Genomic DNA, 24053 nt, shown 5'->3' on the forward strand with positions numbered 1-24053 from the left:
TTTAACATAGGCGAGCGGCCAGGGATAAGCGTGAAACAGCGCAGGATTCGTTGAATGGCACCACCATCAGTTAGACTGGCCGCCTTTCCCTGTCTCTAGAAGCCCGTTCATGGCCCAGCCGTCCACGACCTACAAATTCGAACTCAACCTCACCGACCTTGACCGTTCGGTGTACGAGAGCGTCAAACAGACCATCGCCCGCCACCCTTCGGAAACCGAAGAACGCATGACCGTGCGCCTGCTGGCCTACGCCCTTTTTTACAATGAGCAATTGGCATTCGGTCGTGGCCTTTCAGATGTAGACGAACCGGCCCTGTGGGAAAAAAGCCTGGATGATCGGGTTTTGCACTGGATCGAAGTCGGCCAGCCCGATGCCGACCGCCTGACCTGGTGCTCGCGCCGTACTGAACGTACCAGCCTGCTGGCTTATGGCAGCCTGCGTGTATGGGAAGGCAAAGTGGTGCCGGTGGCGAATAATCTGAAAAACGTACACATCGCTGCGGTGCCCCAGGAGATTCTGGAGGTTCTGGCCAAGGACATGCCCCGCGTAATCAAGTGGGACGTGATGATCAGCGAAGGCACGATCTTCGTCACTGATGACCGTGGCCAGCATGAAGTGCAACTGCAATGGCTGGTCGGCGAGCGCGGTTGAACACTGCAGGGAGGGCTTGCCCCTTCCACATGTGCTCCGTGTTGCCTTCAGCGTTGTCGTTTAACCGTCGTATCAAAGAGAAGCGCCCATCACCCCATGCGTATTGATCCTCGTCCGTTGCCCGCTGTCCTGCCATTTCTCGGTGAACTGCCACCGCTGTTGACCCGTCTTTATGCCGCACGCGGGGTGCAGTCCGAGGCCGAGCTGGATAAAAGCCTGGCAAGGTTGATTCCCTATCAACAGCTCAAGGGCATCGACGCCGCCGTAGACCTTTTGGTGACGGCCCTGGAGCAACGCCAACGCATCCTCATCGTTGGTGACTTCGACGCCGATGGCGCCACCGCCAGCACTGTAGGCACCCTGGGCCTGCGTTTGCTCGGTGCCGCCCATGTCGATTACCTGGTGCCCAATCGCTTCGAATACGGCTACGGCCTGACGCCGGAGATTGTTGCCGTGGCCCTGCAGCGCGAGCCGCAGTTGCTGATTACCGTGGACAACGGCATCTCCAGCGTCGAAGGCGTGGCCGCAGCGAAGGCGGCGGGGTTGCAGGTGTTGGTCACCGACCACCACTTGCCCGGTGACGAGTTGCCGGCGGCAGACGCCATCGTCAATCCTAACCAGCCGGGCTGTGAGTTTCCGAGCAAGGCGTTGGCCGGTGTTGGCGTGATTTTCTACGTGCTGATGGCGCTGCGCGCGCGCTTGCGTGATCTGGGCTGGTACGCGAACAAGCCGCAGCCGAATATCGGCGATCTGCTCGACTTGGTCGCCCTGGGCAGTGTCGCCGACGTGGTGCCGCTGGACGCCAACAATCGCATCCTGGTGCACCAAGGCCTGGAGCGTATCCGCGCAGGTCGCGCACGGCCGGGGATCAAGGCGATCCTTGAAGTGGCCAAGCGCGATGCGGCGCGCATCACCTCCACCGACCTAGGCTTTATTATCGGGCCGCGGCTCAACGCCGCCGGGCGCCTGGACGACATGAGCCTGGGTATCGAATGCCTGCTCACCACGGATTTCGCGGCGGCGCGGGAAATGGCGGCGCAACTGGACGGCATGAACCAGGACCGTAAATCCATCGAGCAAGGTATGCAGCGCGAGGCTCTGGCCCAGCTCAAGGACTTGCCGGTGGAATCAATGCCCTTTGGCCTGTGCCTGTTCGACCCTGAATGGCACCAAGGCGTGATCGGCATTCTGGCGTCGCGCATGAAAGAGCGTTATTTCCGCCCGACCATCGCCTTCGCCGATGCGGGTGATGGCCTGCTCAAGGGCTCTGGGCGCTCTGTGCCGGGTTTTCACATCCGTGATGCGCTGGCGGTGGTCGCCAGCCAGCATCCCACTCTGATCGCCAAGTACGGCGGCCATGCCATGGCGGCGGGTCTGACATTGCCAGAGGCGAATTTCCCTCTGTTTGCCGAAGCTTTTGATGCCGAAGTGCGTCGTCAACTGCGTGAAGAAGACCTCACCGGTCGCCTGTTGTCCGACGGCACACTGGCGGTTGAGGAGTTTCACCTGGAGCTGGCCCGCGCCCTGCGGCACGCCGGTCCTTGGGGGCAGCACTTCCCCGAGCCGCTGTTTCACGGTGTGTTTCAGTTGGTGGAGCAACGTGTGGTGGGGGAGCGGCACCTAAAAGTAGTGCTCAAGAGCGAATGCGGGTCAGTGAAGCTCGATGGCATCGCCTTTGGCGTGGACCGTGAGGTCTGGCCGAATCCGACCGTGCGATGGGTGGAGTTGGCCTACAAGCTGGACGTGAACGAGTTTCGTGGGAATGAAACCGTGCAGTTGATGATTGCCCACATCGAACCGCGCTAGATTTTATTAACACCGCAAAACAACTGTGGGAGGGGGCTCGCCCCCGATAGCTGAGTGTCAGTCAACAATGCTGTGACTGACCTACCGCTATCGGGGGCAAACCCCCTCCCACATTTTGATTTGTGTAAGGCCTGGGGTTATTCGCTTTTGGCCTGGTGCTTGACGATGATATCCACCAACCGCTTGGCCAGCGCCGGGTAGTTCTCATCGAAGTGATGCCCGCCGGGCAGCTTCACAGCCTCGCCCACGGCGGTCTTGTCGGTGCAGCCACTCTCGTCGACTTCTTCGGCGCCGTAGATGCACACCACTTTCTCAGGCGGCAGCTTGGCCATTTCCGGGCCGGTCGCGGCTTCTTTGCCGGCGTTGCCCAGCCAGCCTTCCACTTCGATCTCAAAGCTACCGGTCCGGGCGAAGGCCAGCAGGATGATCGCATCGACGCGCTGTTGCTCGTTCTCCGGCATGCGGTTGTAGATCGCTGGCAGCACGTCGGCGCCGAACGAATAACCGGTCAGCACAAAGCGCTTGGTGCCCCACTTTTGCCGGTAGTGCTGCATCAGCTCGGTCAGGTCTTTGGCGCTTTGTTCCGGCGTCTTGTGCTGCCAGTAGTAGCGCAGGGTATCGATGCCGACCACTGGGTAGCCGATCTTGGCCATTTCACCGGCCACGTCGCGGTCCAGGTCCCGCCAGCCGCCGTCCCCGGAGAGGAACAGGGTCACGGTGTCCTTAGCCTGGCCTGCCGGGACTTCCACCACGGGAATCGCCAGGCCACCGTTATCCGAACCCACCAGTTGCTTGCGCAGTTCGTTGTTCAGTACTTGCGGGTAGTGAATGTCGTAGTCACTGATGCTGGTTGTGGCGCGTGGTGTATCGCGTACGAAACTGGCGCTCTCGTCGTCAGGGTTGTCGTTCCACGCCACCAGCCAGTTGCCGTGCTCTGCAGTTTTCGGCAGTGGATCTTTGCAGCCTTCCTGCGCCAGAGCGAAGCCGACAGAGATGGCATTGGCCTTGTCGTCGTTCTGAGTGGCCAGCCAGCGCCAGGCAAGCGCCGCGCCAGGGCCGATGCCGCTGACCAGCGTCGCTGGGCCCTTGAGCTGGCTCAAGGCGCTTTGCAGCGCTTGTTCCTGCAGCTTGCAGTCATCTTTTGGCAAGACCACCTGGACGATCTGCGCTTTGCCACCCTGGCTCAGGGTTAACAACTGGCTATCGGTCAGGGTTTCGTCGGCCATCACCGCCACGGCCACACGGGCTTTCGGGTTGCCGGCTGGGGTCACGCGGGTCATTACCGAGCCATCGGCCTGGGGCAGTTGCTCCAGGGTCGGCTGCGGGGCAGGGCGTTTCAAATACCAAAAGCCGCCACCCAGAACCAGGGCCAGCAGCACTACAAAGGCCAATACATACCGCCAGGAGCGTCGAATCATCAGCGTTTCACCAATCCAGTCAAGCCACCCGCGATCAGGGCGGCGGTATCGGCCAGTGCCACCAGCGGATCAAGTCCTGCGGGCACGGCCATGTAACGGGGTTCCCAGTCTGGCTGGAACTTATCTTTGAAGCGGCGCAAACCTTGGAAGTTATACAGTTGCTCGCCACGACGGAACACCATCGAACCCAAACGCTGGGTCAGTGGCGCGCCGCGTCGCGGTTGCAGGCCCGACAACGGCACCATGCCGAGGCTGAAACGGGCGTAGCCGTGACTCTTATAGTGTTGAATCAGACCGACCATCATGAATTCCATGGTCAACTTGGGCGCATCCGGATGGGCGCGCATCAGGTCGAGGCTGGCCAGGTCGTGATTGTAAGTCTCAAGCAAGTTGGCGAAGGCTACCGGGCGTCCTTCGAAGCGAATGATCGCAATCCGAAAATGCTTGAGGTAGTCGTCACTGAAGCGTCCCAGGGAAAACCCTTTTTCGCGCACATTCTTACCGGTAAGCCATGCGTCCGAGATGACTTTTAATTCATCCATCGGCGCCGTACCCGGTTCATGGATCTCCAGGGACAGACCGTCCCGGGTGCCACGGTTCCAGGTGTAGCGCAGATCCTTCATCTCTTTGCCTTTGGCTTCCAGGTCAAAGCGTTTCAGGTCGACGCGCGCCTCTTCGCCCAGCTTGATCGCGGTTAGGCCGATGTCCATGTAGTAGGGCAGGTTCTCCGCCCGTACCTGATAGAACACCGGACGCGCGTGGTGGATGTCGCACAGGTCGCGGAACTGCCAAATCATCTCGGCCCTTGGCTGGGTCGGTCCAATTGGGTCGTACAAGGCCACCAGGCTGCGGCCGCGACGGGCATACATCAGGAAGGCTTCGTCGTTGGGGTGGAACAGCAGCGCCTTGTCACCGGTCAGCGCAAGGCCACCGTCGGGTTGGGACGAAGCCATCAGGATCTTCGAGGCGCGCTCCAGCTCATCCGGGGTCGGCAGGTGGATCACCGGGCGGGCGGTGCGCAGCAGCCAGGTCAGCGATACGATCACCAGCAGCACGGCGGCTCCCAGCAATGAGCGCAGGCCGCGTGGGGCGTTGGCATCGAGGGTGAACTGCCACCACAGTTGATGGCTGTACGGCACATCTTGATAGGCAAACAGCAGCAGCCAGATCGAGGCACCCAGCACGCAGACGCTGGACACCAGGTACAGCGGTGAGAACGGCAGTTCTGTCAGGCGGCTGGCGCGGTAGAACGAGCGGCGAAAGATCGCCAGCAGCACCGCCGTCATGGTCATCAGGCTGGCTTCTTCCCAGTCGAAGCCTTTGAGCAGCGAGAGCAGGGCGCCCACCAGCAGCAGCACCATGGTCAGCATCCAGGCCGCCGACAAACGTCGACGCAGGCCCTGGGCCAGCAACAGGCACAGTACACCGATCAGGCTGGCACCAAAGTGCGAGGCATCAATCAGGCGGTGGGGAATCAGGAAGCCGATGTTTTCCAGGCGTGAATCGATCTCTGGCGTGGCGCCTGAAAACAGCAGGACCACGCCGGACAAAAAAACCAGTACGGCCAGCACTGGCGCCGCCAGACCTGAGGCCACGCGCAGGCTCTGCTGGGTCTGGAATAGTCGTTGCGCCTCGTTGATCAGCAGGAACACGCACGCGATCAGGAGCGGCAACACTACGTAGATCATCCGATACAGCAGCAGGGCAGCGGCCAGTGGTGCGGCGCCGAGCTTGTCTGCAAATGCGGCGAGCAGGATCGCTTCGAACACCCCGACTCCGCCCGGTACGTGGCTGAGCACGCCAGCGGCGAGGGCCAGCAGGTAAACCAGCAGGAATGGACCGAAGGGCGGCGCTTCTGGCAGCAATAGATAGAGGACAGTGGCGGCGGCGGCGACATCCAGGGCAGTGATGACCAATTGCAGGAGCGTCAGGCGCCGGCCGGGTAGGCGCAGGGTGCGACGGCCGACTTTGACCAGCAGGTTGTCCGGGTAAGGTTGCTCCGGCAAGCGGCGGCGGTAAATGCCGATACACAGCGCGGCCGACAACAGCAGCACGGCACCGGCAATCGCGCCGAGCAGGCCTTGCGACAGATGCAAGTAGGTCGACGCCGCAGGCAGGTTGCTCAGTGTCGCGAGTGCGGCCAGCGGGGGCAGGGCGCAGCCCAGGGCCAGGCTGGCGAACACAGTCATATGGGCGACTTCCGAGGCCCCGATGCCATGGCGTGCATATAAACGGTAGCGCACCGAGCCGCCGGAGAGCATCGACAGGCCAATCGCATTGCCAATGGCAAAGGCGGTGAAGCCGCCATGGGCCAGTGTCTTGGCGGGCAGCTTCACGCCGGCATAGCGTGCGCCGGAGAACTCATAGCCGAGAAGAATGACAAACCCTGCGACGCCCGCGGCAAATGCTCCCAGCAGTGCAGGTTTGGGCACTTCCAGGATCGAGTCGTGAAGTGCGTACAGGTCGAGTTCCAGCAGAAGGTGGCGGCAAGCGATCAAGGCGATGGCGAACAGCAACAGGGTGACCGCCAGCCCGAGGGGTTGCCGGTACTTGCTGATCAGATCCAGCCAACGCAATCGGGTAGGCGTGATCGGTTGTTCTGCTGTGACGGTGTCTTTTGGTTCAGACGAGTTGGCGCGCATCAATCACCTCGTGGATTGTGCGCGACAGGATGGGGGTATCCAGCCAAGTTACCAATCCCTATGGACAAAATAATTACAAATATTAACGCGTATCACCGGGGGCGGCGACAGCGGCCCTTGGTCGTAGAGGAGTAAGCATAGCGTGCGATGAGATGGACTCTACAAACCGTGTACGGTTTCATGAAAGATGCCATCCCATTGTTTCAGAAGAACTTTTTCACCGGATACAAAAAAGGCCACTCTTTCGAGTAGCCTTTTTTGATGTTTGGTTGCGGGAGCCGGATTTGAACCGACGACCTTCGGGTTATGAGCCCGACGAGCTACCAGACTGCTCCATCCCGCGTCTGTGGGCGGCATTCTACAGCCAAGCGGCGAGGTGTCAACCGTTAATCAACCGATGGTGCAAATAAGTGTGAATTAACCGCCCATGCAACCTAAGTTCTCGATTGAGAAGGCTTTTTGTGGTGAGCAGGCTTGCTCCGCGTCGGGCGCGAAGCGTTCGTAATGAAGTGCAAGTGATCCAGGTTTGAAAAACACACGCGCACAAAAAAGGCCACTCTTTCGAGTAGCCTTTTTTGATGTTTGGTTGCGGGAGCCGGATTTGAACCGACGACCTTCGGGTTATGAGCCCGACGAGCTACCAGACTGCTCCATCCCGCGTCTGTGTGTCGGCATTCTACAGAGGATCACGAGTGTGTCAACCTGTGAGTTGAAGAAAAGCGCTTGTGCTTCAATCGGTTAGCTCTCCAGAAAGCCTTGTAGGGGCCGCGCGAGCCAGGCGGGCCAAGGGTTTCGGCTCTATCGGGATGCTGTTTTCGATTGAAAAAATAAATCCACTTGTGAAATTTCCTACCGCTTAGGCAGAAGATTCAAACTACTGGTGCTATATACAGGTGCGAGTGCGATACTGCCCACCCGTAGGATTTCACCCCTCTATATATGACGCAGCGCAAAATCATCCACGTCGACTGTGATTGCTTCTACGCTGCTATCGAGATGCGCGATAACCCGAGCCTGGCGCAAAAGCCTCTGGCTGTGGGTGGCTCGGCGGACCGAAGGGGCGTGATCGCTACGTGCAATTACGAAGCGCGGGCGTACGGGGTGCGCTCAGCCATGTCGTCGCGCCATGCCTTGAAGCTTTGCCCGGACCTGACCATCGTCAAGCCGCGCATGGATGCTTATAAAGAAGCGTCGAAGGAAATTCAGACGATCTTTCGCGACTACACCGATCTGATTGAGCCATTGTCCCTGGATGAAGCCTATCTGGACGTCTCGGACAGCCCGCATTTTGGCGGCAGTGCCACGCGTATTGCCCAAGACATTCGTCGGCGGGTCTCCAACCAATTGCACATCACCGTATCCGCCGGCGTGGCCCCGAATAAATTCCTGGCCAAGATCGCCAGCGACTGGAAAAAGCCCAACGGCCTGTTTGTGATCACCCCGGACCAGGTCGAAGACTTTGTCTCGCAGTTACGCGTGAGCAAGTTGCACGGCGTCGGCAAGGTCACGGCCGACAAGCTGGCTCGTTTGGGTATTGAAGACTGCCTGCAACTGCGCGAGTGGAGCAAACTGGCGTTGGTACGGGAATTCGGTAGTTTTGGCGAGCGACTCTGGAACCTGGCTCGTGGGATCGATGAACGCGCAGTGCAGAACGACAATCGTCGGCAATCGATCAGTGTGGAAAATACCTACGATGTGGACCTGCCGGATCTCTCAAGCTGCCTGGAAAAACTCCCTGAACTGATGGAGACCCTGGCTGGGCGCATGGCGCGCATCGACAGCAGTTACCGTGCGGGCAAGCCGTTCGTTAAGGTGAAGTTTCACGACTTTACCCAGACCACCTTGGAGCAGGCGGGGGCAGGGCGGGATCTGGAGAGTTATCAACAGCTGATGACCCAGGCGTTTAATCGTGGTGATAAACCGGTGCGATTGTTGGGTATTGGCGTGCGGTTGCTGGACCTAAGTGGCGGCCACGAACAGTTAGAGTTCTCTTGGTAGAAACCGGAAACAAAATGTGGGAGGGGGCTTGCTCCCGATAGCGGTGGGTCAGCTACGTACAAGCATGACTGATGCACCGCAATCGGGAGCAAGCCCCCTCCCACATTTGGATCTACAGTGTTTTCGAAGTCTCAGCGTGCTCCGGGATCTGCGACTAACCGCCCCGCGTCCTTGGTCAGCGCCTGCAGGAATTCCTGCTGTAGCTCCGGATCATTTCGGGTCAGCTCAATCAGGCTTTGTTCCAGTTCACTGGCTTCTTCTTCCAAGCCCAGCTCCGACAGACGCTTGACCCGGTGCACCCATTGGCTGACTTCGTCGTCTTCCAGGTCGTCGTAGATCAGGCCGTGGGCTTCCAGCAACTTGCCGCGCAAGGTACTGCTGATTGCCAGGGTCGAGTCCGAATGTACGTCGTCCTGGCCATCTTCCACGCTGATCTTCAGCGTCGTGATGCGATTCAGGTCCTGCTCGGCAAACGGGCTGTCCAACAGGTTCAGGCGCAGGACGCCGTTGCGGTCGGTGGTCAGCTCGTGAATCTTTTTGCCGGCGGTGACCTGTACCGGTCGTTCGCTCCAGGGCAGGCTTGAATACTCCACGCGCTTGTCACGCTGGACTTCATCGATACCTGCCAGATTCTGTTGCGCCCGGCCGTGGGATTGCACGTTCATGAACGGGTTGAGCCCGTCCACGCCATAAGTCAGCCAGTCGTGGGTCATGCTGGTAGGCAGGTTGCCGAGGGCGAAGATATTCGCCACGTTGGCTCCCGCGCCCGCCACCAATGCCACCGCACCCAGGGGCAACTCATAGAGTTTGCGCCAGGGCTGGTAAGGCGTGTAACGGTCGTAGCGACGGGTGACTTCGAATTCGGTGACCTCGAACGTCTTCTGCTCGTGAATGCGAACCCGGCGTTGCGGCAGTTCCAGCACTTTGGGATCGCCTACATCGATCTGCAGACTGTGGTCGAGCAACTTACGCTCGACCCGCTCCTCGTGCTCACTGCGTTGCGACATCTGGTTGGCGCAGCCGCTGACCAGCAGGGCGCCGCACAAGGCGGCACCCCCCAGGGCTCTGGTGTTTCGCTTGAACATGACTTCTCTTGATCTGGTTTTCAGCGACGAATACGCGCCTGAAGGAAAGACAGCACGTCAGCCACCGGCAACGGTTGGGCTTCGGCTTCGGTCCGGCTCTTGTATTCCAGATTGCCATCGGCCAGGCCGCGGTCACTGACCACGATCCGGTGCGGGATGCCAATCAATTCCATGTCGGCGAACTTGATGCCCGGGCTGGTTTTCTTGTCCCGGTCATCGAGCAGCACTTCAAAACCGGCGGCCGTCAGTTCGGCATACAGTTTGTCGGTGGCTTCGCGTACTTGCTCGGTTTCGTAACGCAGGGGTACCAGGGCGATCTGGAACGGCGCCAGTGTGTCGCTCCAGATGATGCCTTTTTCATCGTTGTTCTGCTCGATGGCAGCGGCAACCACGCGGGATACGCCAATACCGTAGCACCCCATGTCCAGGGTGATCGGCTTGCCGTTCTCGCCCAGCACTTCGCACTTCATCGCCTTGCTGTACTTGTTGCCCAGCTGGAAGATGTGCCCGACTTCGATGCCGCGCTTGATTTCCAGGGTGCCCTTGCCATCCGGGCTTGGGTCGCCGGCGACGACGTTGCGCAGGTCCGCTACGGTCGGAACTGGCAGGTCACGTTCCCAGTTCACGCCGAAATAGTGCTTGTCGTCGATGTTCGCGCCGATACCGAAGTCGCTCATCAGTTCGACGGAACGGTCGATGATGATCGGCAGCGGCAGGTTCAGCGGGCCGAGGGAGCCGGCGCCGGCGCCAATGGCGTCGCGCAGTTCGGCATCGGTGGCCATGACCAGCGGGCTGGCCACGCCAGGCTGCTGGGCAGCCTTGATTTCGTTGAGTTCGTGGTCGCCACGGATCACCAGGGCGATCAGCTTGCCTTCTTCCTCGGCGCGCACGATCAGGGTCTTGATGGTCTTTTCAATCGGCAGATTGAATTTTTCCACCAGGGCCGCGATGGTCTTGGTTTCTGGCGTGTCCACCAAGCGCAGTTCTTCAGCCGGCGCTGGGCGCGAGGTTTCGCGCGGCACGGCTTCGGCTTTCTCGATGTTGGCCGCGTAGTCGGAACCGTTGCTGAACGCGATATCGTCTTCGCCGGATTCAGCCAGTACGTGGAACTCGTGGGAACCGGCACCGCCGATGGAGCCATTGTCCGCTTCAACTGCCCGGAACTTCAGGCCCAAGCGCGTGAACACATTGCAGTAAGCCTGGTGCATACGATCGTAGGTGACCTGAAGCGATGCCTGGTCAGCGTGGAACGAATAGGCGTCCTTCATGATGAATTCGCGGCCGCGCATCAAACCGAAGCGTGGGCGGATTTCATCACGGAATTTGGTCTGGATCTGATACAGGTTCAGCGGCAGCTGCTTATAGCTGCTCAGCTCGTTGCGCATCAGGTCAGTGATCACTTCTTCGTGGGTCGGGCCAGCGCAGAAGTCGCGGCCATGACGGTCTTTGAAGCGCAGCAACTCAGGGCCGTACTCTTCCCAGCGCCCGGATTCCTGCCACAACTCAGCCGGTTGGGTGCTCGGCATCAACACTTCGAGAGAGCCGGCGGCGTTCATTTCTTCACGAACGATGGCTTCGACCTTGCGCATCACCTTCAAGCCCATGGGCAGCCAGGTGTACAGGCCGGAGGCCAGTTTGCGGATCATGCCGGCGCGCAGCATCAGCTGATGGCTGATCACGACCGCGTCGGAAGGCGTTTCTTTCTGTGTGGCGAGCAAATATTGACTGGTACGCATGGTAGGCCGTTGTCGGTTGCTTGGACTTGAAATGACTTGGGATTGTACGGGCGCAAACTGCCGCCGTACAGGCATCAGAATATAGGGCTGTTTGTAGGAGCGAGGGGGACGCCTAGTTCTTGCTCGCGATGGTGGCGCCGCAGTCTGGCTTTTAAAGGGCCCCCAAAATCAGTCTTCTGCCGGCGGATTCAACCGAATCCGCCGATTCTCCTGAAACCAGTGCAACGCAATCAGCAGCAGCGTCGGCACCCCCAGCATGCAGGTGATCAGGAAGAAGTTGTGATATCCGAACTTCTCCACCATCACCCCCGAATACCCACCGATCAGGCGCGGCAGCAGGAGCATGATCGAACTGAGCAAGGCATATTGAGTGGCGGAAAACTTGAGGTTGGTAAGGCTCGACAGGTAAGCCACAAATGCCGAGGTGGCCAGGCCGGAGCTGAAGTTGTCCAGGGAGATGGTGAAGATCAGCATCTGCAGGTCGGGGCCCATGTCTGCGAGCATCACGAATAGCAGGTTGGTGCCGGCCGACAGGACACCGCCGATAAACAGGATCGGCAGGATGCCGAACCGCACAATCAGCAAACCACCCATGCCGGCGCCGAGCAGGGTCATGATCAGGCCGAAGATCTTGCTGACCCCGGCGATCTGATCCTTGGTAAAGCCCTGGTCGATGTAGAACACATTGGCCATCACGCCCATCACGGTGTCGGACATGCGATAGGTGGCGATTAGCCCGAGCAGCAGCAGTGCCTGCCAGCGGTAGCGCAGGATAAAGTCGTTGACCGGTGTCAGCACCGGCGCCAGGCCGCGACGGCCCATGGTCGAGAGGCACAGGGCGGTGAGGATGATATAGAGAATGGCGCGCAGGAACGCGCGGTCCTCCATCAGCAGGTCCCACACGCTAGTGTCGTGGAACACCACGCTTCCGAAGTCGGTGTTGTACAACTGGGTAAACATGGCGGGCACTGACACCAGCAGAACGATCAGCACAAACACCGACATCAGTTGGTGCATGAAACTGTAGCGCCCAGCCTGCAACTGGGTGCGCAATGGCACATTGGGTTCGCGCATGAACAGGGTGGTCAGCAGCGCCGGGATCATCAGCACGCCGAACAGCACATAGGTGCCGGTCCACGCCGAGTGTTTATAGTTGAAACCGGTGGAGCCGAAGCCTTCGGCAAAGAACAGTGCACCCGCCGTGGCCAGCAGGGCGGCTATGCGGTAGCCGGACATATAGCTGGCGGCCAGCGCGGCCTGGCGGCTGTCGTCGGCGATTTCCAGGCGGTAGGCGTCGACCGCGATGTCTTGGGTGGCGGACGCGAAGGCGACGACGACGGCAATAGCGATCAGCCAGGACAAATGTTTCTGCGGGTCGCAGAAACCCATGCCGATCAATCCAAGGATCACCAGCGACTGGGCCAATACCAGCCAGGAACGACGCCGTCCAAGTTTGCCGAGCAGCGGCAGGCGCCATTGGTCGAGCAGTGGTGACCAGACCCATTTGAAGGCGTACGCCAGACCAATCAGGCTCGCATAGCCGATGGTCTCGCGGGCCACACCGGCCTCGCGCAGCCACACCGAAAGCGTCGAGAACACCAACATGTAAGGCATGCCGGCGGCAAAGCCGAGCAACAACAGCACTAACGTCGAGGGGCTGGCATAGGCGGCGAGCGCGGCGCGCCAGGTTTTACGGGGCATGGGCTGGAGTCTGCCTCAGGTTTGCGGAAACAAAGCGCGCACTCTAACCGCTGTGCTCTACCGGGCGCCAGCCATGGCGCTGAATATCCACGCGATTATTACGGACAGTGACGCCTTCATCGCGCAAACGCGCGCGCTGCTCGTCGCCCGAGGCGCTGCCCACCGGCAGGCTTATCCGACCGCCGGCACCCAGCACGCGATGCCAGGGCAATGTGGTGCCTTCTGGGAGTTGGCTCAAGGTGCGCCCCACCCAGCGTGCAGCGCGGCCCAGCCCGGCCAGTTGCGCCAGCTCGCCGTAACTCACCACGCAGCCGGCGGGGACTTGCGCCAATGTCAGGTATAACGCGGTACGGCGCATCTCGGCCGCGTTTTGCGGGGTGTCGGCAGATTGATTCACTGAGGTGCTATCCGTTGAAAATGTCGGCATATCTGTAAGAAATATGCTGTAAGCAGGGTGTTGAGAATTGAACTCAATACAGATCCTTGAGTCAGTCCTTGCTAACACGTCATCTAAGACGATAATGCCCTCTTTTCGCCAAAACCGAGCCTCGAATCCGCATATGTTGTCCAGAACCCTGCTGTGCCTTGCTGTTTTCAGTGCCTCAACACCTTTGCTCGCCGATACCGTCTGGTTGAAGAACGGTGACCGCCTGACCGGCAAGATCAAGGTATTTGACGGTGGCAAGCTGCTGATCCAGACCGACTACGCGGGTGCAATCCCGGTGGACTGGAAGCAGGTTAAAACCCTGGAGAGCGACCAGGAGTTGTTGGTCAAGCAGGACGCCTACACTGGCGAGAAGGCCAAATCCCTCAAGGCTGCGGATGATGGCAAAGTGGTGCTGGCCAATGGCGAAGCGCCCAAGACTGTAGAACTGGCCAGCATCCAGCAGATCATCAAGCCCAAGCCTGTGATCGAAGACCTGGTGTGGAAGGGCAACGTCGACATGGCGCTGGACTACAAACGCGCCGAGAACGACACCAACGACTACGATATCGACTTCAAAACCACTGCCCGCCATGGCCAGTGGCGGCATACCGGTCAAGGTGAGTACAACCGCGAATTCCAGGACGACGTGACCACCACCGACAACTGGGCTTTGGAATACGACCTGGACCGGTTCATCACCGAGCATTGGTTCTGGCAAGGGCGTTTGACCTACAAGCGCGACAAAGTGGAAGACCTTGCGCGTCAACGCACGGTCGGTACCGGTCCGGGCTACCAGTTCTGGGACGACGAACTGGGTGCGTTCTCCCTGGGGTCGCTGGTCAACCGCACCGATTACGAATATGCCGATGGCGGTAAGGACAACTTCTATTCCCTGGCTATGAAGTGGAACTACAACCGCTATCTGGTGGGCAAGACCGTCGAGTTCTTCACCACTGGCGAACTGGGCAAGCCTATCGATGCGCCCGCGGATTACTCTCTGGATGCGGAAGTCGGCCTGCGCTACAAGGTCACCGAGTGGGCTTCCCTCAATCTCAAGGCCGAGCGCGACGTTATCAGTGGCGACTCGGAAAGCAGTTTGAGCAAGACCCGCTACACCGCAGGCTTCGGCGTGGCCTGGTAATAAGGCTGCATAAAACCTGCTTGGCAACCTGCGCGGATATTGATTACCTTGTGTTGCGATCCATTCCCATATGGGTTGGGCGGCTGAATATCCGAGGAGTCACACGTTGAGCGCGCACGTTGCCAAGAACGCCCGAGAGCTATTGCTCAAGGAATACCGTGGGGCTCTCGCCACACAGTCAAAAGCCATGCCGGGTTTTCCCTTTGGTTCGGTCGTGCCGTACTGCCTGGACGAACAGGGTCGCCCGCTGATCCTGATCAGCCGTATCGCCCAGCACACCCACAACCTGCAAAAAGACCCCAAGTGCTCGCTGCTGGTGGGCGAACGTGAGGCCGATGATGTGCAGGCCGTTGGGCGTCTGACCTACCTGGGTGAAGCCGAGAAGTTGGAGGAGGGCACCGCCATCGAGGCTGCCGCCGAGCGCTATTACCGCTACTTTCCCGATTCTGCCAACTACCATAAAGCTCACGATTTCGACTTTTGGGTGCTCAAGCCGGTGCGCCACCGTTACATCGGCGGCTTTGGCGCGATTCACTGGGTCGACCAGTTGACCCTCGCCAACCCGTTCGCGGGCAAGGCTGAGCGAAGCATGATCGAGCACATGAACAGCGATCACACCAAGGCCATCGCCCATTACGTCCAGCTTGCCGGCCTGCCTGCCGTGGAGCCCGCGCAATTGGCCGGTATCGACAGCGAAGGCATGCACCTGCGTATCGGCCAAGCCCTGTACTGGCTGCCGTTTGCCGAGCCTTGCAACACGCCGACACAAGTACGTGAAGCCCTGGTTTCATTGGCCCACGCCGAAGCCTGGCCGAAAAAAGCCGCGGCTGACGCTTGAATTCACGAAACGGCGACGTCATCTAAGGTGGACTGGCAAGGCATTCTTGCGTTGAGGAACCATTTGATGCGCCCTTTTTTATTGCTCTTTCTGCTGTTCCCGGTGTTGGAGCTGTTCGTATTCGTCCAAGTCAGCAGTGCGATCGGGTTTTTCCCGGCCCTGTTGCTGATCATTCTCGGCTCGATGCTTGGCGTTCTGGTGCTGCGCGTCGCCGGCCTGGCAACGGCACTGCGTGCCCGTGAAAGCCTGAACCGTGGCGAACTACCGGCCCAGACCATGCTTGAAGGTCTGATGATGGCCCTGGCGGGTGGCCTGTTGATCCTGCCGGGTTTCGTCAGCGATGTTGTCGGGCTGTTCCTGCTGCTGCCGTTCACTCGCAAACTTCTGGCGGGCAAGATGCGCCAGCGCGCCGAAGAGGCGGCGATTCGCCAGCGTGCGTTCGCAGACGACCTGCAACCCCGTGGTGGCCCGGCTCCGCGCCAGCCTTTGGGGCGTGAAGGCGATGTGATCGAAGGTGAGTTCGAACACCGCGACAGCAAATAACCGCTTTATTGACACGGCACCTGCGGGTGCCGTGTTGCTTTTATCGCTCGGCAACTGCAAAAAATTCCGCCGAGCGCCCTTGTAATAAGCTTATGCGCCCTTATGTAACGGTCACCGCAAGGTTTCTGGTGGTGACACCAGACAGACTTCCGCGTCTTGCTTGGCGAGGCGCGACCGGCACAGCCGGATAACAACCTGCCGGTACTGACACCGGCCGATGAAAAACACAATTAGGAGAGATCGACAATGAGCAAGCTTCGTCCTCTGCACGACCGCGTCGTAATCCGTCGCAGCGAAGAAGAAAAGAAAACCGCTGGCGGTATCGTTCTGCCAGGTTCGGCTGCTGAAAAAGCCAACCACGGTGTGATCGTCGCTGCAGGCCCAGGCAAGACTCTGGAAAACGGTGACGTACGTGCGCTGGCCGTTAAAGTCGGTGACAAGGTTGTATTTGGCCCTTACTCCGGCAGCAACACTGTGAAAGTCGACGGCGAAGACCTGCTGGTTATGGCTGAGAACGAGATTCTCGCTGTTCTGGAAGACTGATTTCCCCGCTCATTTTCCCGTTACTACAAAGTATTTAAGGAATATCGATCATGGCTGCTAAAGAAGTTAAATTCGGCGATTCCGCCCGTAAAAAAATGCTCACCGGTGTCAACATCCTGGCTGACGCAGTAAAAGCTACCCTGGGCCCGAAAGGTCGTAACGTGATCATCGAGAAGAGCTTCGGCGCTCCGACCATCACCAAGGACGGCGTTTCTGTAGCTAAAGAAATCGAACTGGAAGACCGTTTCGAAAACATGGGCGCGCAGTTGGTCAAAGACGTTGCCTCCCGTGCCAACGATGACGCAGGCGACGGTACTACCACCGCCACCGTTCTGGCTCAGTCGATCGTCAACGAAGGCCTGAAAGCCGTCGCTGCCGGCATGAACCCGATGGACCTCAAGCGCGGTATCGACAAGGCCACCATCGCCGTTGTTGCCGAGCTGAAAAACCTGTCCAAGCCATGCGCTGACACTAAGGCTATCGCTCAGGTAGGTACCATCTCCGCCAACTCCGACAGCTCCATCGGCGACATCATTGCCGAAGCCATGGAAAAAGTCGGTAAAGAAGGCGTGATCACCGTTGAAGAAGGCACTGGCCTGGAAAACGAACTGTCGGTTGTAGAAGGCATGCAGTTCGACCGTGGCTACCTGTCCCCGTACTTCGTCAACAAGCCAGAAACCATGGTTGCCGAGCTGGAAAGCCCGCTGATCCTGCTGGTCGACAAAAAGATCTCCAACATCCGCGAAATGCTGCCAGTGCTGGAAGCCGTTGCCAAAGCCGGCCGCCCACTGCTGATCGTTTCCGAAGACGTTGAAGGCGAAGCCCTGGCGACTCTGGTTGTGAACAACATGCGTGGCATCGTCAAGGTTGCAGCCGTCAAGGCTCCAGGCTTCGGCGACCGTCGCAAGGCCATGCTGCAGGACATCGCTGTTCTGACCGGCGGTACCGTAATCTCCGAAGAGATCGGCCTGAGCCTGGAAAGCGCCACCCTGGAAAACCTGGGTAGTGCCAAGCGCGTGACCATCTCCAAAGAAAACACCATCATCGTTGACGGTGCTGGCGTTGATGGCGACATCCAGTCCCGCATCAATCAGATCCGCGCCCAGGTTGCCGAGACTTCCTCGGACTACGACCGTGAAAAACTGCAAGAGCGTCTGGCCAAGCTGTCCGGCGGCGTTGCAGTGATCAAGGTTGGCGCTGGTTCCGAAGTTGAAATGAAAGAGAAGAAAGCCCGCGTTGAAGACGCCCTGCACGCAACCCGTGCAGCCGTTGAAGAAGGCGTGGTACCTGGCGGTGGCGTTGCGCTGATCCGTGCTCTGGAAGCCTTGGTTGACCTGAAAGGCGATAACGCTGACCAGAACGTCGGTATCGCTGTTCTGCGTCGCGCCGTTGAATCCCCACTGCGCCAGATCGCTTCCAACAGCGGCGACGAGCCAAGTGTTGTGGTCAACGAAGTGAAGAACGGTAAAGGTAACTACGGTTACAACGCTGCAACCAGCGAATACGGCGACATGGTTGAAATGGGTATCCTGGACCCAACCAAAGTCACCCGTTCGGCACTGCAAGCTGCCGCTTCGATCGCTGGTCTGCTGCTGACTACCGAAGTTGCCATTGCTGACAAGCCGAAGGCTGAAGGCGCTGGCGGTGGCGGTATGCCAGACATGGGCGGCATGGGTGGCATGGGCGGCATGATGTAAGCCAGCCTTACCCCTGTACTGAAAAAGCCCCGCCTGCAGTGATGCAGGCGGGGCTTTTTTGTGGGCGTTGCTTTGGGTTCAGGTGTGCGTTGCGCGCTTGGATGGCCGGTACAGCAACATGCAATACAGCCCCAGGCAGATCAGCCAGCAGAAAATCGCCGTCCACACGTTATGGGAAAAGAAGTGTGCGCCTTGCATCATACGGCTGACGGAAAAGACGCTGCCCAAGCCGACGGCGAAGATGAATGCGTAGCGAGCCCTGCGCGGCTGCCTGTCACGCAGTGCAAAAAACAGCGCGAACAAGGCGAACCCGGTGGCGGCATGACCGCCTGGCCAGCAGCGCCCGGGTTTATCGGTGGGCGGGCGAGGGCTCAGCAGTTTGCTGTAGGTTTCCTGACCGCCGAACTCCTGGACACTCCATGGACACTGGACGCCGGTGATGGTTTTCAGCGGAGAGACAAACGCCGTCGCCAGCCCGAGTGAGAGCACCAGGCAGCCCAGTTCGCGGCGATAGGGTTTGAGCCGTTGGAGGACAAACGTGCCGACAAATCCCAGGATCGCCAAGACCGAGAACAGGATGACCAACTCTTTGGCGCGGTCATGCAGGATGTCTTCGAGGAAGAAGCTGTAACGCCCGATGAAACCGCCCTCCGCGCCGTTGTAGAACAGCTTGGCGAGGTCCATGTCCAGCGAGGTCAGCTCCAGCAACAGCAATAGGAGCGCAGCGCCGCCAGGGATGCCGAGGCATAGCCATAAGTTGAGAGGTTTGGAAGCCGGTACGGCGGGAGTGGTTCGCATGGTGAACCCTGGTGAAACAGTCCCGTACTGACCTGTACGGGACGTTTTGGTTAGCGCGTGCTCAATGCCGGGGCCTCTTCCTTGGGCGCCCTCCAGCTCAGCAACTGTTGTTTGAAACCATAACTGGCAGCCTGGTAGTAGCTGATCGCCCGCTGGATCAACGGATCATCGCTGCCGACGCGCAGCTCTTTGCTTTCACCTAGGGCTTGGTCGTGGCGGCGTAGGCCCAGGCGCGGGCTGAGAATGGCCAGGTCCTTGCCGTCGAACAATCCCAGGTGCTGGTAGTTACCGACCACGACCCGAGGTGGCAGTGGGTTTTCCTGCAGCAGGTTACGGCCAAAGAACGTTGATTCGTAGCTCAGGTTGAGCAGGCCCAGCAGCGTAGGCGCCAAGTCGATCTGGCTGGCCAGTTGCGCGCTTTCTCGTGGGTCGATCAGCTTGGGCGCATAGATGAAGAGCGGAATCTGGTAGTTGGTGATGGGCAGATCTTCTTTACCTGCGCTGCCCGCGGTGTGGTCGGCGACGAAGATGAAGATCGTGTTATCGAACCAGGGTTTTTGACGGGCGGCTTCCAGGAATTGGCCGATGGCATGGTCGGTGTACTTCACGGCGCCGTCGCGGCCATTCCCGGATTTGATGTCGATGCGCCCATCCGGGTAGGTGTAGGGGCGGTGGTTGGAAGTGGTCATCAACTGCAGCAAAAATGGCTGCTGCTTGGCGTAGTCGGTGTCGGCCAGTTTCAGGGTTTGTTTGTACAGGTCCTCGTCAGCCATGCCCCAGGCGTTCTTGAACGAGATTTCCGACTCGGGCACGCTGCTCTGGTCCACGACGCGATAACCGTTACCGCTGAAAAACGCGTTCATGTTATCGAAGTACCCGCGCCCGCCGTACACAAACACGCTGTCGTAACCGACGGCCGTGAGTTGCTGCCCCAGGCTGGCGAAGCCGCTTTCACGACCAATGCGCTTGACGATCGAGCGCCCGGGCGTAGGGGGGATCGCCAGGGTAATTGCTTCCAGGCCACGGTCGGTGCGGGTGCCGGTGGCATAGAAGTTATTGAAATACAGGCTCTGTTTGCGCAACGCATCGAGGTAAGGCGTGAGGTTGCGTTCGTCGCCGTTGCTGCCCATGTATTTGGCGCTGAAACTTTCGATAGTCACCAGCACGATATTGGGTTTGCGCGGCGTGCCCGGGTTGGTGATGGCGCGGCGAATATCCAGCGGGTCCTGACCGATAAAACGGGCGTTGGGCTCGCTGAGTTCGGTGCGCATTTGCTGGGCAACGACATCCGTTGGCAGGGTTTTGTAGAACTGCGGGTAATCCAACTCATTATTACGGAAGGCGGCAAAGAACTGATACGGGCCATTGCTGGCCAGTTCGTTCTTGTAAGCGTTACCGCCCTGGGCGCGCGGGCTGTCTTGGCTGATCAGTTGCAGGCTCAACCCGGTGACGATCAACAGGCCCAAGGCATTCGCCAGCCGGCCACGCATTGTCGGCAGTGGGGCGCTCATCGCCGCGTTGAACGGCTTGCGCAAAGCCAGGCTCAGCACAATCGCCAGCATGGCTAGCAGGCTCAGCAGTTTACCGATCGGATAGGACTCCAACAGGTTGTTCAACACCTCATCGGAATACACCAGATAGTCAACGGCAATAAAGTTGAAGCGCACGCCGAACTCATCCCAGAACAGCCACTCGGCCACTGAGGTAAACAGCATGGCGAACAGGCTGACGGTGAGCACCGCCTGCAGGAACCAGCGGTGACCGCGACGGCGCCACAGCGCGGGTGGGCACAGCAGCAAATACAGCCCCAGCGGCAGTGCTGCATAGGCCAGGAAACCCAGGTCGTACAGCAGGCCCACGCCAAACACCGGCAGCAGGTTGCCGCCGACTTCATCCAGGTGGGTGATGAGCAGTACGCTGCGAGTGAGCAGGAAAATAACCAGCCAGGCACCGGTTACCAACAGCAAATAGCGCATTGGCGCCATCTTGAGAAACCCCATGTCTATGTTCCTTATATCAATGGGTGGCGATCTTCTGCCTGACACTGTAGTCAGTTTGTGAAGCTATAGTGAAAAACTTGTTCAACTCTTTACAAGGTTGAAAACCTTTATCGTCGTACCTCTCAGCTCTATCCCTTAGCCACACTTGGCCTTAAGCTGCGCGAGCCAACACGGCTGTTACCGCGTACGGAGACACTGCCCATGCGAATTCTATTGGTTGAAGACAACCGCGATATTCTGGCCAACCTGGCCGACTACCTGGGGCTAAAAGGCTACACCGTGGACTGTGCGCAGGACGGTTTGTCGGGCCTGCACCTGGCCGCAACCGAGCACTACGACTTGATCGTGCTCGACATCATGCTGCCTGGCATCGATGGCTACACCTTGTGCAAACGCCTGCGTGAAGACGCCCGCCGCGACACACCGGTGATCATGCTCACCGCTCGCGACCAGTTGGATGACCGGTTGCAGGGCTTCAAGTCCGGCGCCGACGATTATTTGCTCAAACCGTTTGCCCTGTCGGAATTGGCCGCGCGTATCGAAGCCGTGCTGCGGCGTGCCCAAGGTGGCGGCCGTCGCGCCCTGCAAGTGGCCGATCTTAATTACGACCTCGACACCCTGGAAGTTACCCGCGAAGGGCGCCTGCTCAAACTCAACCCGGTCGGCCTGAAGCTGCTCGCGGTCTTGATGCAGAAGAGTCCCCACGTACTGCGTCGGGAAGTGCTTGAAGAGGCGCTGTGGGGCGATGACTGCCCGGACAGCGACAGCCTGCGCAGCCATGTGCACCAGTTGCGCCAAGTGATCGATAAGCCGTTCGCCAAACCGCTGCTGCAAACGGTGCATGGTGTGGGTTACCGCTTGGCCGAGGGCCGTGATGGAGTTTAAGCAAAGCCTTGCCCAGCGGATCATCATCGCCTTTGCCTTGATGAGTGCGTTGGTGGCGGGCGCCTTCGCCATGGGCATCATCGCGACCGTGCACCTGGTGGAAGAGAAGTTGATCTCGGCAGGCTTGGGCGGTGACTTGCAGCGCCTGCTGCTGATGGACACCGTCGAGGACTGGCGGCACCGGCCCGAGCCCGATCAGCTGTTTTACTTCAGCGGTGGCCCCGGCGATTTTGAATTGCCCAAGGACCTGCGCCATCTGGAGCCAGGGTTTCATGAGGTGTTTCGTGAGGCGCTGTCGTACCACGCTATGGTCGAAGTAGTCGACGGTCGGCGCTATGTGCTGCTGCAAGATCAAAGCGATTTCGAAGAGCGCGAGCGCGTGCTGTTTGCCGTGGTGTTGGTGGGCTTCGTGCTCAGCCTGGCGCTGGCGGTGTTCCTCGGCTGGGTGCTGGCCCGTAAGGTAATGGCGCCGGTAGTGCGCCTGGCTCGTCAGGTGCGCCACCGTGACCAGTTGCTTGGCCTGGCGCCGCCCCTGGCGCCCGACTATGCCGCCGACGAAGTCGGGGAGTTGGCCGTGGCCTTCGACGCCACGCTGGGGCGCCTGCGTCAGGCATTGTCACGCGAGCAGTTGTTTACCAGCGATGTCAGCCACGAACTGCGCACGCCCCTGATGGTGCTGGCCAGTTCCTGCGAACTGCTACTGGAAAACCCCGCGATCGATCAGCGTGGGCGTAACCAGGTCGAGCGAATCGCCCGTGCCTGTGAAGAAATGCGTGAACTGGTCCAAACCTTCCTGATGCTCGCCCGTGCCCAACATGACGATGGCAGCATGTCGCCCAAGGTCAACCTGTCGCAGGTGGCTGATGATCTGCTTGGCATTTGGCGCGAGCCCATTGAGCACAAGGGCCTGGAGTTGATCTACCAACCGGGCAACCCTTTGGATACCCGCTACAACGCGACCTTCCTGCATGCCGTGATGGGCAACCTGTTGCGCAATGCGCTGCATTACACCGAACGCGGTTTTATCCGGCTGACGCTGGAGCCGACCGGGTTTGTGGTGGAAGACAGCGGCGTCGGCATTCCCGAAGATAAGCGCGAAGCGATGTTCGAGCCGTTTGTTCGCGGCAGTGAGAAGCGCGGTGAGGGCCTCGGATTGGGTTTGTCACTGGTCCAGCGCATCTGCGAGAACCAGGGCTGGAGCGTTACCCTCAGCACTATGGAACCCAATGGCTGTCGCTTTCATGTTCAGTTGAGTCAGGTCAACGCCTGACCGTTTCCCCTGCCGTTATCCTGCCAGAGATCGCCGTAATTCGGCGAAGATGGCCCCATGATATTGCTTGTATCTGTAAAGTCTTGAAATATATGAGATTGGACAGGACAAGTTTTTCACAATGGGTTGACCTGTTGATCACAGGACGCTGCTTAAGGTTGTAGGCATCAGCAACAGGAGATCCGTTGATGCCTACCCCGATCAAACTCGAATTTTCCGACAAGTACGACGACGAACACGCCCACGAATATTTGCTCAAGCATCAGGACAATTTGGCCCGCCGCTTGTCCCACAAGCGCGACGAACAATTGGCCCGTGGTGCGTTGGCGATGGCGGGTGAGCCTAGCCTGGTGCTGGACTTGCCGTGTGGTGCGGGGCGCTTCTGGCCGTTGCTGGCGGAAAAACCCAACCGTGTGATTATTGGCGCCGACAATTCCGCGTCGATGTTGAAGGTCGCAACCGCCGCCCAACCGGCGGATGTGGTGAAACGGGTACGACCTTTGCAGACATCTGCCTTTGATATCGATTTGCCGGATAACTCGGTCGATAGCATTTTCTGTATGCGCCTGTTGCACCACATTGGTGATCCGGCGCACCGACTGGCGATATTGCGGGAGTTTCAGCGTGTTACCCGCGACAGCGTGATCATTTCGCTGTGGGTCGATGGCAATTTCAAAGCCTGGAAACGCAAACGCCTTGAAGGGCAGCGACGCAAGAACGGTGAGCAAGAAGGTTACCAAAACAGATTTGTGTTACCAGCTGCTACTGTTGAAGCAGAATTTGAGCAAGCGGGTTTCCGTGTTCAGGATTCTCTGGATTTCATCCCGCTGTACGCCATGTGGCGAGTGTATGTATTGCGCAAGAGGTAAGAGC

The 24053-nt window shown here is 59.2% G+C and carries 19 protein-coding genes and 2 tRNA genes; 11 read left to right on the top strand and 10 right to left on the bottom strand.

The genetic code is table 11. The features are described from left to right. Positions 1-109: 109 nt before the first annotated feature. Both ACVWXD_RS01080 and recJ read left to right on the top strand, forming a co-directional pair. Positions 110-652 carry a YaeQ family protein gene (locus ACVWXD_RS01080; protein ID WP_032890801.1) on the top strand — a complete coding sequence of 181 codons (543 nt, stop codon included), beginning with the start codon at positions 110-112 and terminating at the stop codon, positions 650-652. A 96-nt stretch (positions 653-748) separates the two neighbouring features. Beyond that, entirely contained in the window at positions 749-2458 is a 1710-nt protein-coding gene (gene recJ, locus ACVWXD_RS01085) for a single-stranded-DNA-specific exonuclease RecJ (protein ID WP_401384440.1), read from the top strand. Between the two features lie 137 nt (positions 2459-2595). On the opposite strand, the gene ACVWXD_RS01090 is transcribed toward recJ, so the two are convergent. From ACVWXD_RS01090 to ACVWXD_RS01105, 4 genes are all read right to left on the bottom strand, one after another. Then, positions 2596-3876: a virulence factor family protein gene (locus tag ACVWXD_RS01090; RefSeq protein WP_095185797.1), complete on the bottom strand. Its 1281-nt coding sequence runs from the start codon at positions 3874-3876 to the stop codon at positions 2596-2598. Beyond that, positions 3876-6518, bottom strand: a complete 2643-nt coding sequence (gene mprF, locus ACVWXD_RS01095) for a bifunctional lysylphosphatidylglycerol flippase/synthetase MprF (protein ID WP_457370603.1) — start codon at positions 6516-6518, stop codon at positions 3876-3878. Before mprF ends, ACVWXD_RS01090 begins: the two co-directional genes overlap by 1 nt. Before the next feature lie 266 nt (positions 6519-6784). Continuing rightward, positions 6785-6861, bottom strand: a tRNA-Met gene (locus ACVWXD_RS01100). Between the two features lie 240 nt (positions 6862-7101). After that, positions 7102-7178 (bottom strand) — tRNA-Met (locus ACVWXD_RS01105). Between the two features lie 279 nt (positions 7179-7457). On the opposite strand from ACVWXD_RS01105, the gene dinB reads away from it, so the two are divergent. After that, a complete protein-coding gene (gene dinB / locus ACVWXD_RS01110; RefSeq protein WP_032890809.1) occupies positions 7458-8516 on the top strand; it encodes a DNA polymerase IV in 1059 nt (352 codons plus the stop codon). Between the two features lie 131 nt (positions 8517-8647). On the opposite strand, the gene ACVWXD_RS01115 is transcribed toward dinB, so the two are convergent. The 4 genes from ACVWXD_RS01115 to ACVWXD_RS01130 form a co-directional block, all read right to left on the bottom strand. Beyond that, the gene (locus tag ACVWXD_RS01115) at positions 8648-9601 is read right to left on the bottom strand and encodes a hypothetical protein (RefSeq protein ID WP_032890811.1); all 954 of its coding nucleotides are present in this window, start codon (positions 9599-9601) and stop codon (positions 8648-8650) included. Between the two features lie 20 nt (positions 9602-9621). Next, positions 9622-11337 (bottom strand): proline--tRNA ligase, encoded by a 1716-nt coding sequence (locus ACVWXD_RS01120; protein ID WP_032890813.1) that lies wholly within the window; start codon positions 11335-11337, stop codon positions 9622-9624. A 168-nt stretch (positions 11338-11505) separates the two neighbouring features. Beyond that, positions 11506-13038, bottom strand: coding sequence for an AmpG family muropeptide MFS transporter (locus ACVWXD_RS01125; RefSeq protein WP_032890815.1), 1533 nt, complete (start codon positions 13036-13038; stop codon positions 11506-11508). A 43-nt stretch (positions 13039-13081) separates the two neighbouring features. Next, positions 13082-13465: an MGMT family protein gene (locus ACVWXD_RS01130; protein WP_050442874.1), complete on the bottom strand. Its 384-nt coding sequence runs from the start codon at positions 13463-13465 to the stop codon at positions 13082-13084. 133 nt (positions 13466-13598) lie between these two features. Between ACVWXD_RS01130 and ACVWXD_RS01135 the strand changes: the two genes are divergently transcribed. The 5 genes from ACVWXD_RS01135 to groL all read left to right on the top strand — a co-directional run bounded on the left by ACVWXD_RS01135 (position 13599) and on the right by groL (position 18227). Beyond that, positions 13599-14606 carry a DUF481 domain-containing protein gene (locus tag ACVWXD_RS01135; RefSeq protein WP_032890819.1) on the top strand — a complete coding sequence of 336 codons (1008 nt, stop codon included), beginning with the start codon at positions 13599-13601 and terminating at the stop codon, positions 14604-14606. A 106-nt stretch (positions 14607-14712) separates the two neighbouring features. Next, entirely contained in the window at positions 14713-15444 is a 732-nt protein-coding gene (locus tag ACVWXD_RS01140; RefSeq protein WP_260367539.1) for a HugZ family pyridoxamine 5'-phosphate oxidase, read from the top strand. A 66-nt stretch (positions 15445-15510) separates the two neighbouring features. Then, on the top strand, positions 15511-15987 hold the full coding sequence (locus ACVWXD_RS01145; protein WP_032890823.1) for an FxsA family protein: 477 nt from the start codon (positions 15511-15513) through the stop codon (positions 15985-15987). Positions 15988-16233: 246 nt separating this feature from the next. Then, positions 16234-16530, top strand: coding sequence for a co-chaperone GroES (locus tag ACVWXD_RS01150; protein ID WP_003175874.1), 297 nt, complete (start codon positions 16234-16236; stop codon positions 16528-16530). Between the two features lie 50 nt (positions 16531-16580). Next, the gene (groL, locus tag ACVWXD_RS01155; protein WP_032890825.1) at positions 16581-18227 is read left to right on the top strand and encodes a chaperonin GroEL; all 1647 of its coding nucleotides are present in this window, start codon (positions 16581-16583) and stop codon (positions 18225-18227) included. 78 nt (positions 18228-18305) lie between these two features. Here the strand turns inward: groL and ACVWXD_RS01160 are convergent, their stop codons facing one another. Further along, positions 18306-19025 (bottom strand): phosphatase PAP2 family protein, encoded by a 720-nt coding sequence (locus ACVWXD_RS01160; RefSeq protein WP_260367542.1) that lies wholly within the window; start codon positions 19023-19025, stop codon positions 18306-18308. Between the two features lie 50 nt (positions 19026-19075). Then, on the bottom strand, positions 19076-21025 hold the full coding sequence (locus tag ACVWXD_RS01165) for an LTA synthase family protein (RefSeq protein WP_095185792.1): 1950 nt from the start codon (positions 21023-21025) through the stop codon (positions 19076-19078). 201 nt (positions 21026-21226) lie between these two features. Between ACVWXD_RS01165 and colR the strand changes: the two genes are divergently transcribed. The 3 genes from colR to ACVWXD_RS01180 all read left to right on the top strand — a co-directional run bounded on the left by colR (position 21227) and on the right by ACVWXD_RS01180 (position 24049). Then, positions 21227-21910, top strand: a complete 684-nt coding sequence (colR, locus tag ACVWXD_RS01170) for a two-component system response regulator ColR (RefSeq protein ID WP_027605482.1) — start codon at positions 21227-21229, stop codon at positions 21908-21910. Then, complete coding sequence (locus ACVWXD_RS01175; protein ID WP_260367543.1) at positions 21900-23180, top strand: sensor histidine kinase; 1281 nt, start codon at positions 21900-21902, stop codon at positions 23178-23180. Before colR ends, ACVWXD_RS01175 begins: the two co-directional genes overlap by 11 nt. Before the next feature lie 188 nt (positions 23181-23368). Further along, positions 23369-24049: a class I SAM-dependent methyltransferase gene (locus tag ACVWXD_RS01180; RefSeq protein WP_032890833.1), complete on the top strand. Its 681-nt coding sequence runs from the start codon at positions 23369-23371 to the stop codon at positions 24047-24049. Positions 24050-24053: the final 4 nt, after the last annotated feature.

Source organism: Pseudomonas sp. TE3911 (assembly GCF_054062775.1).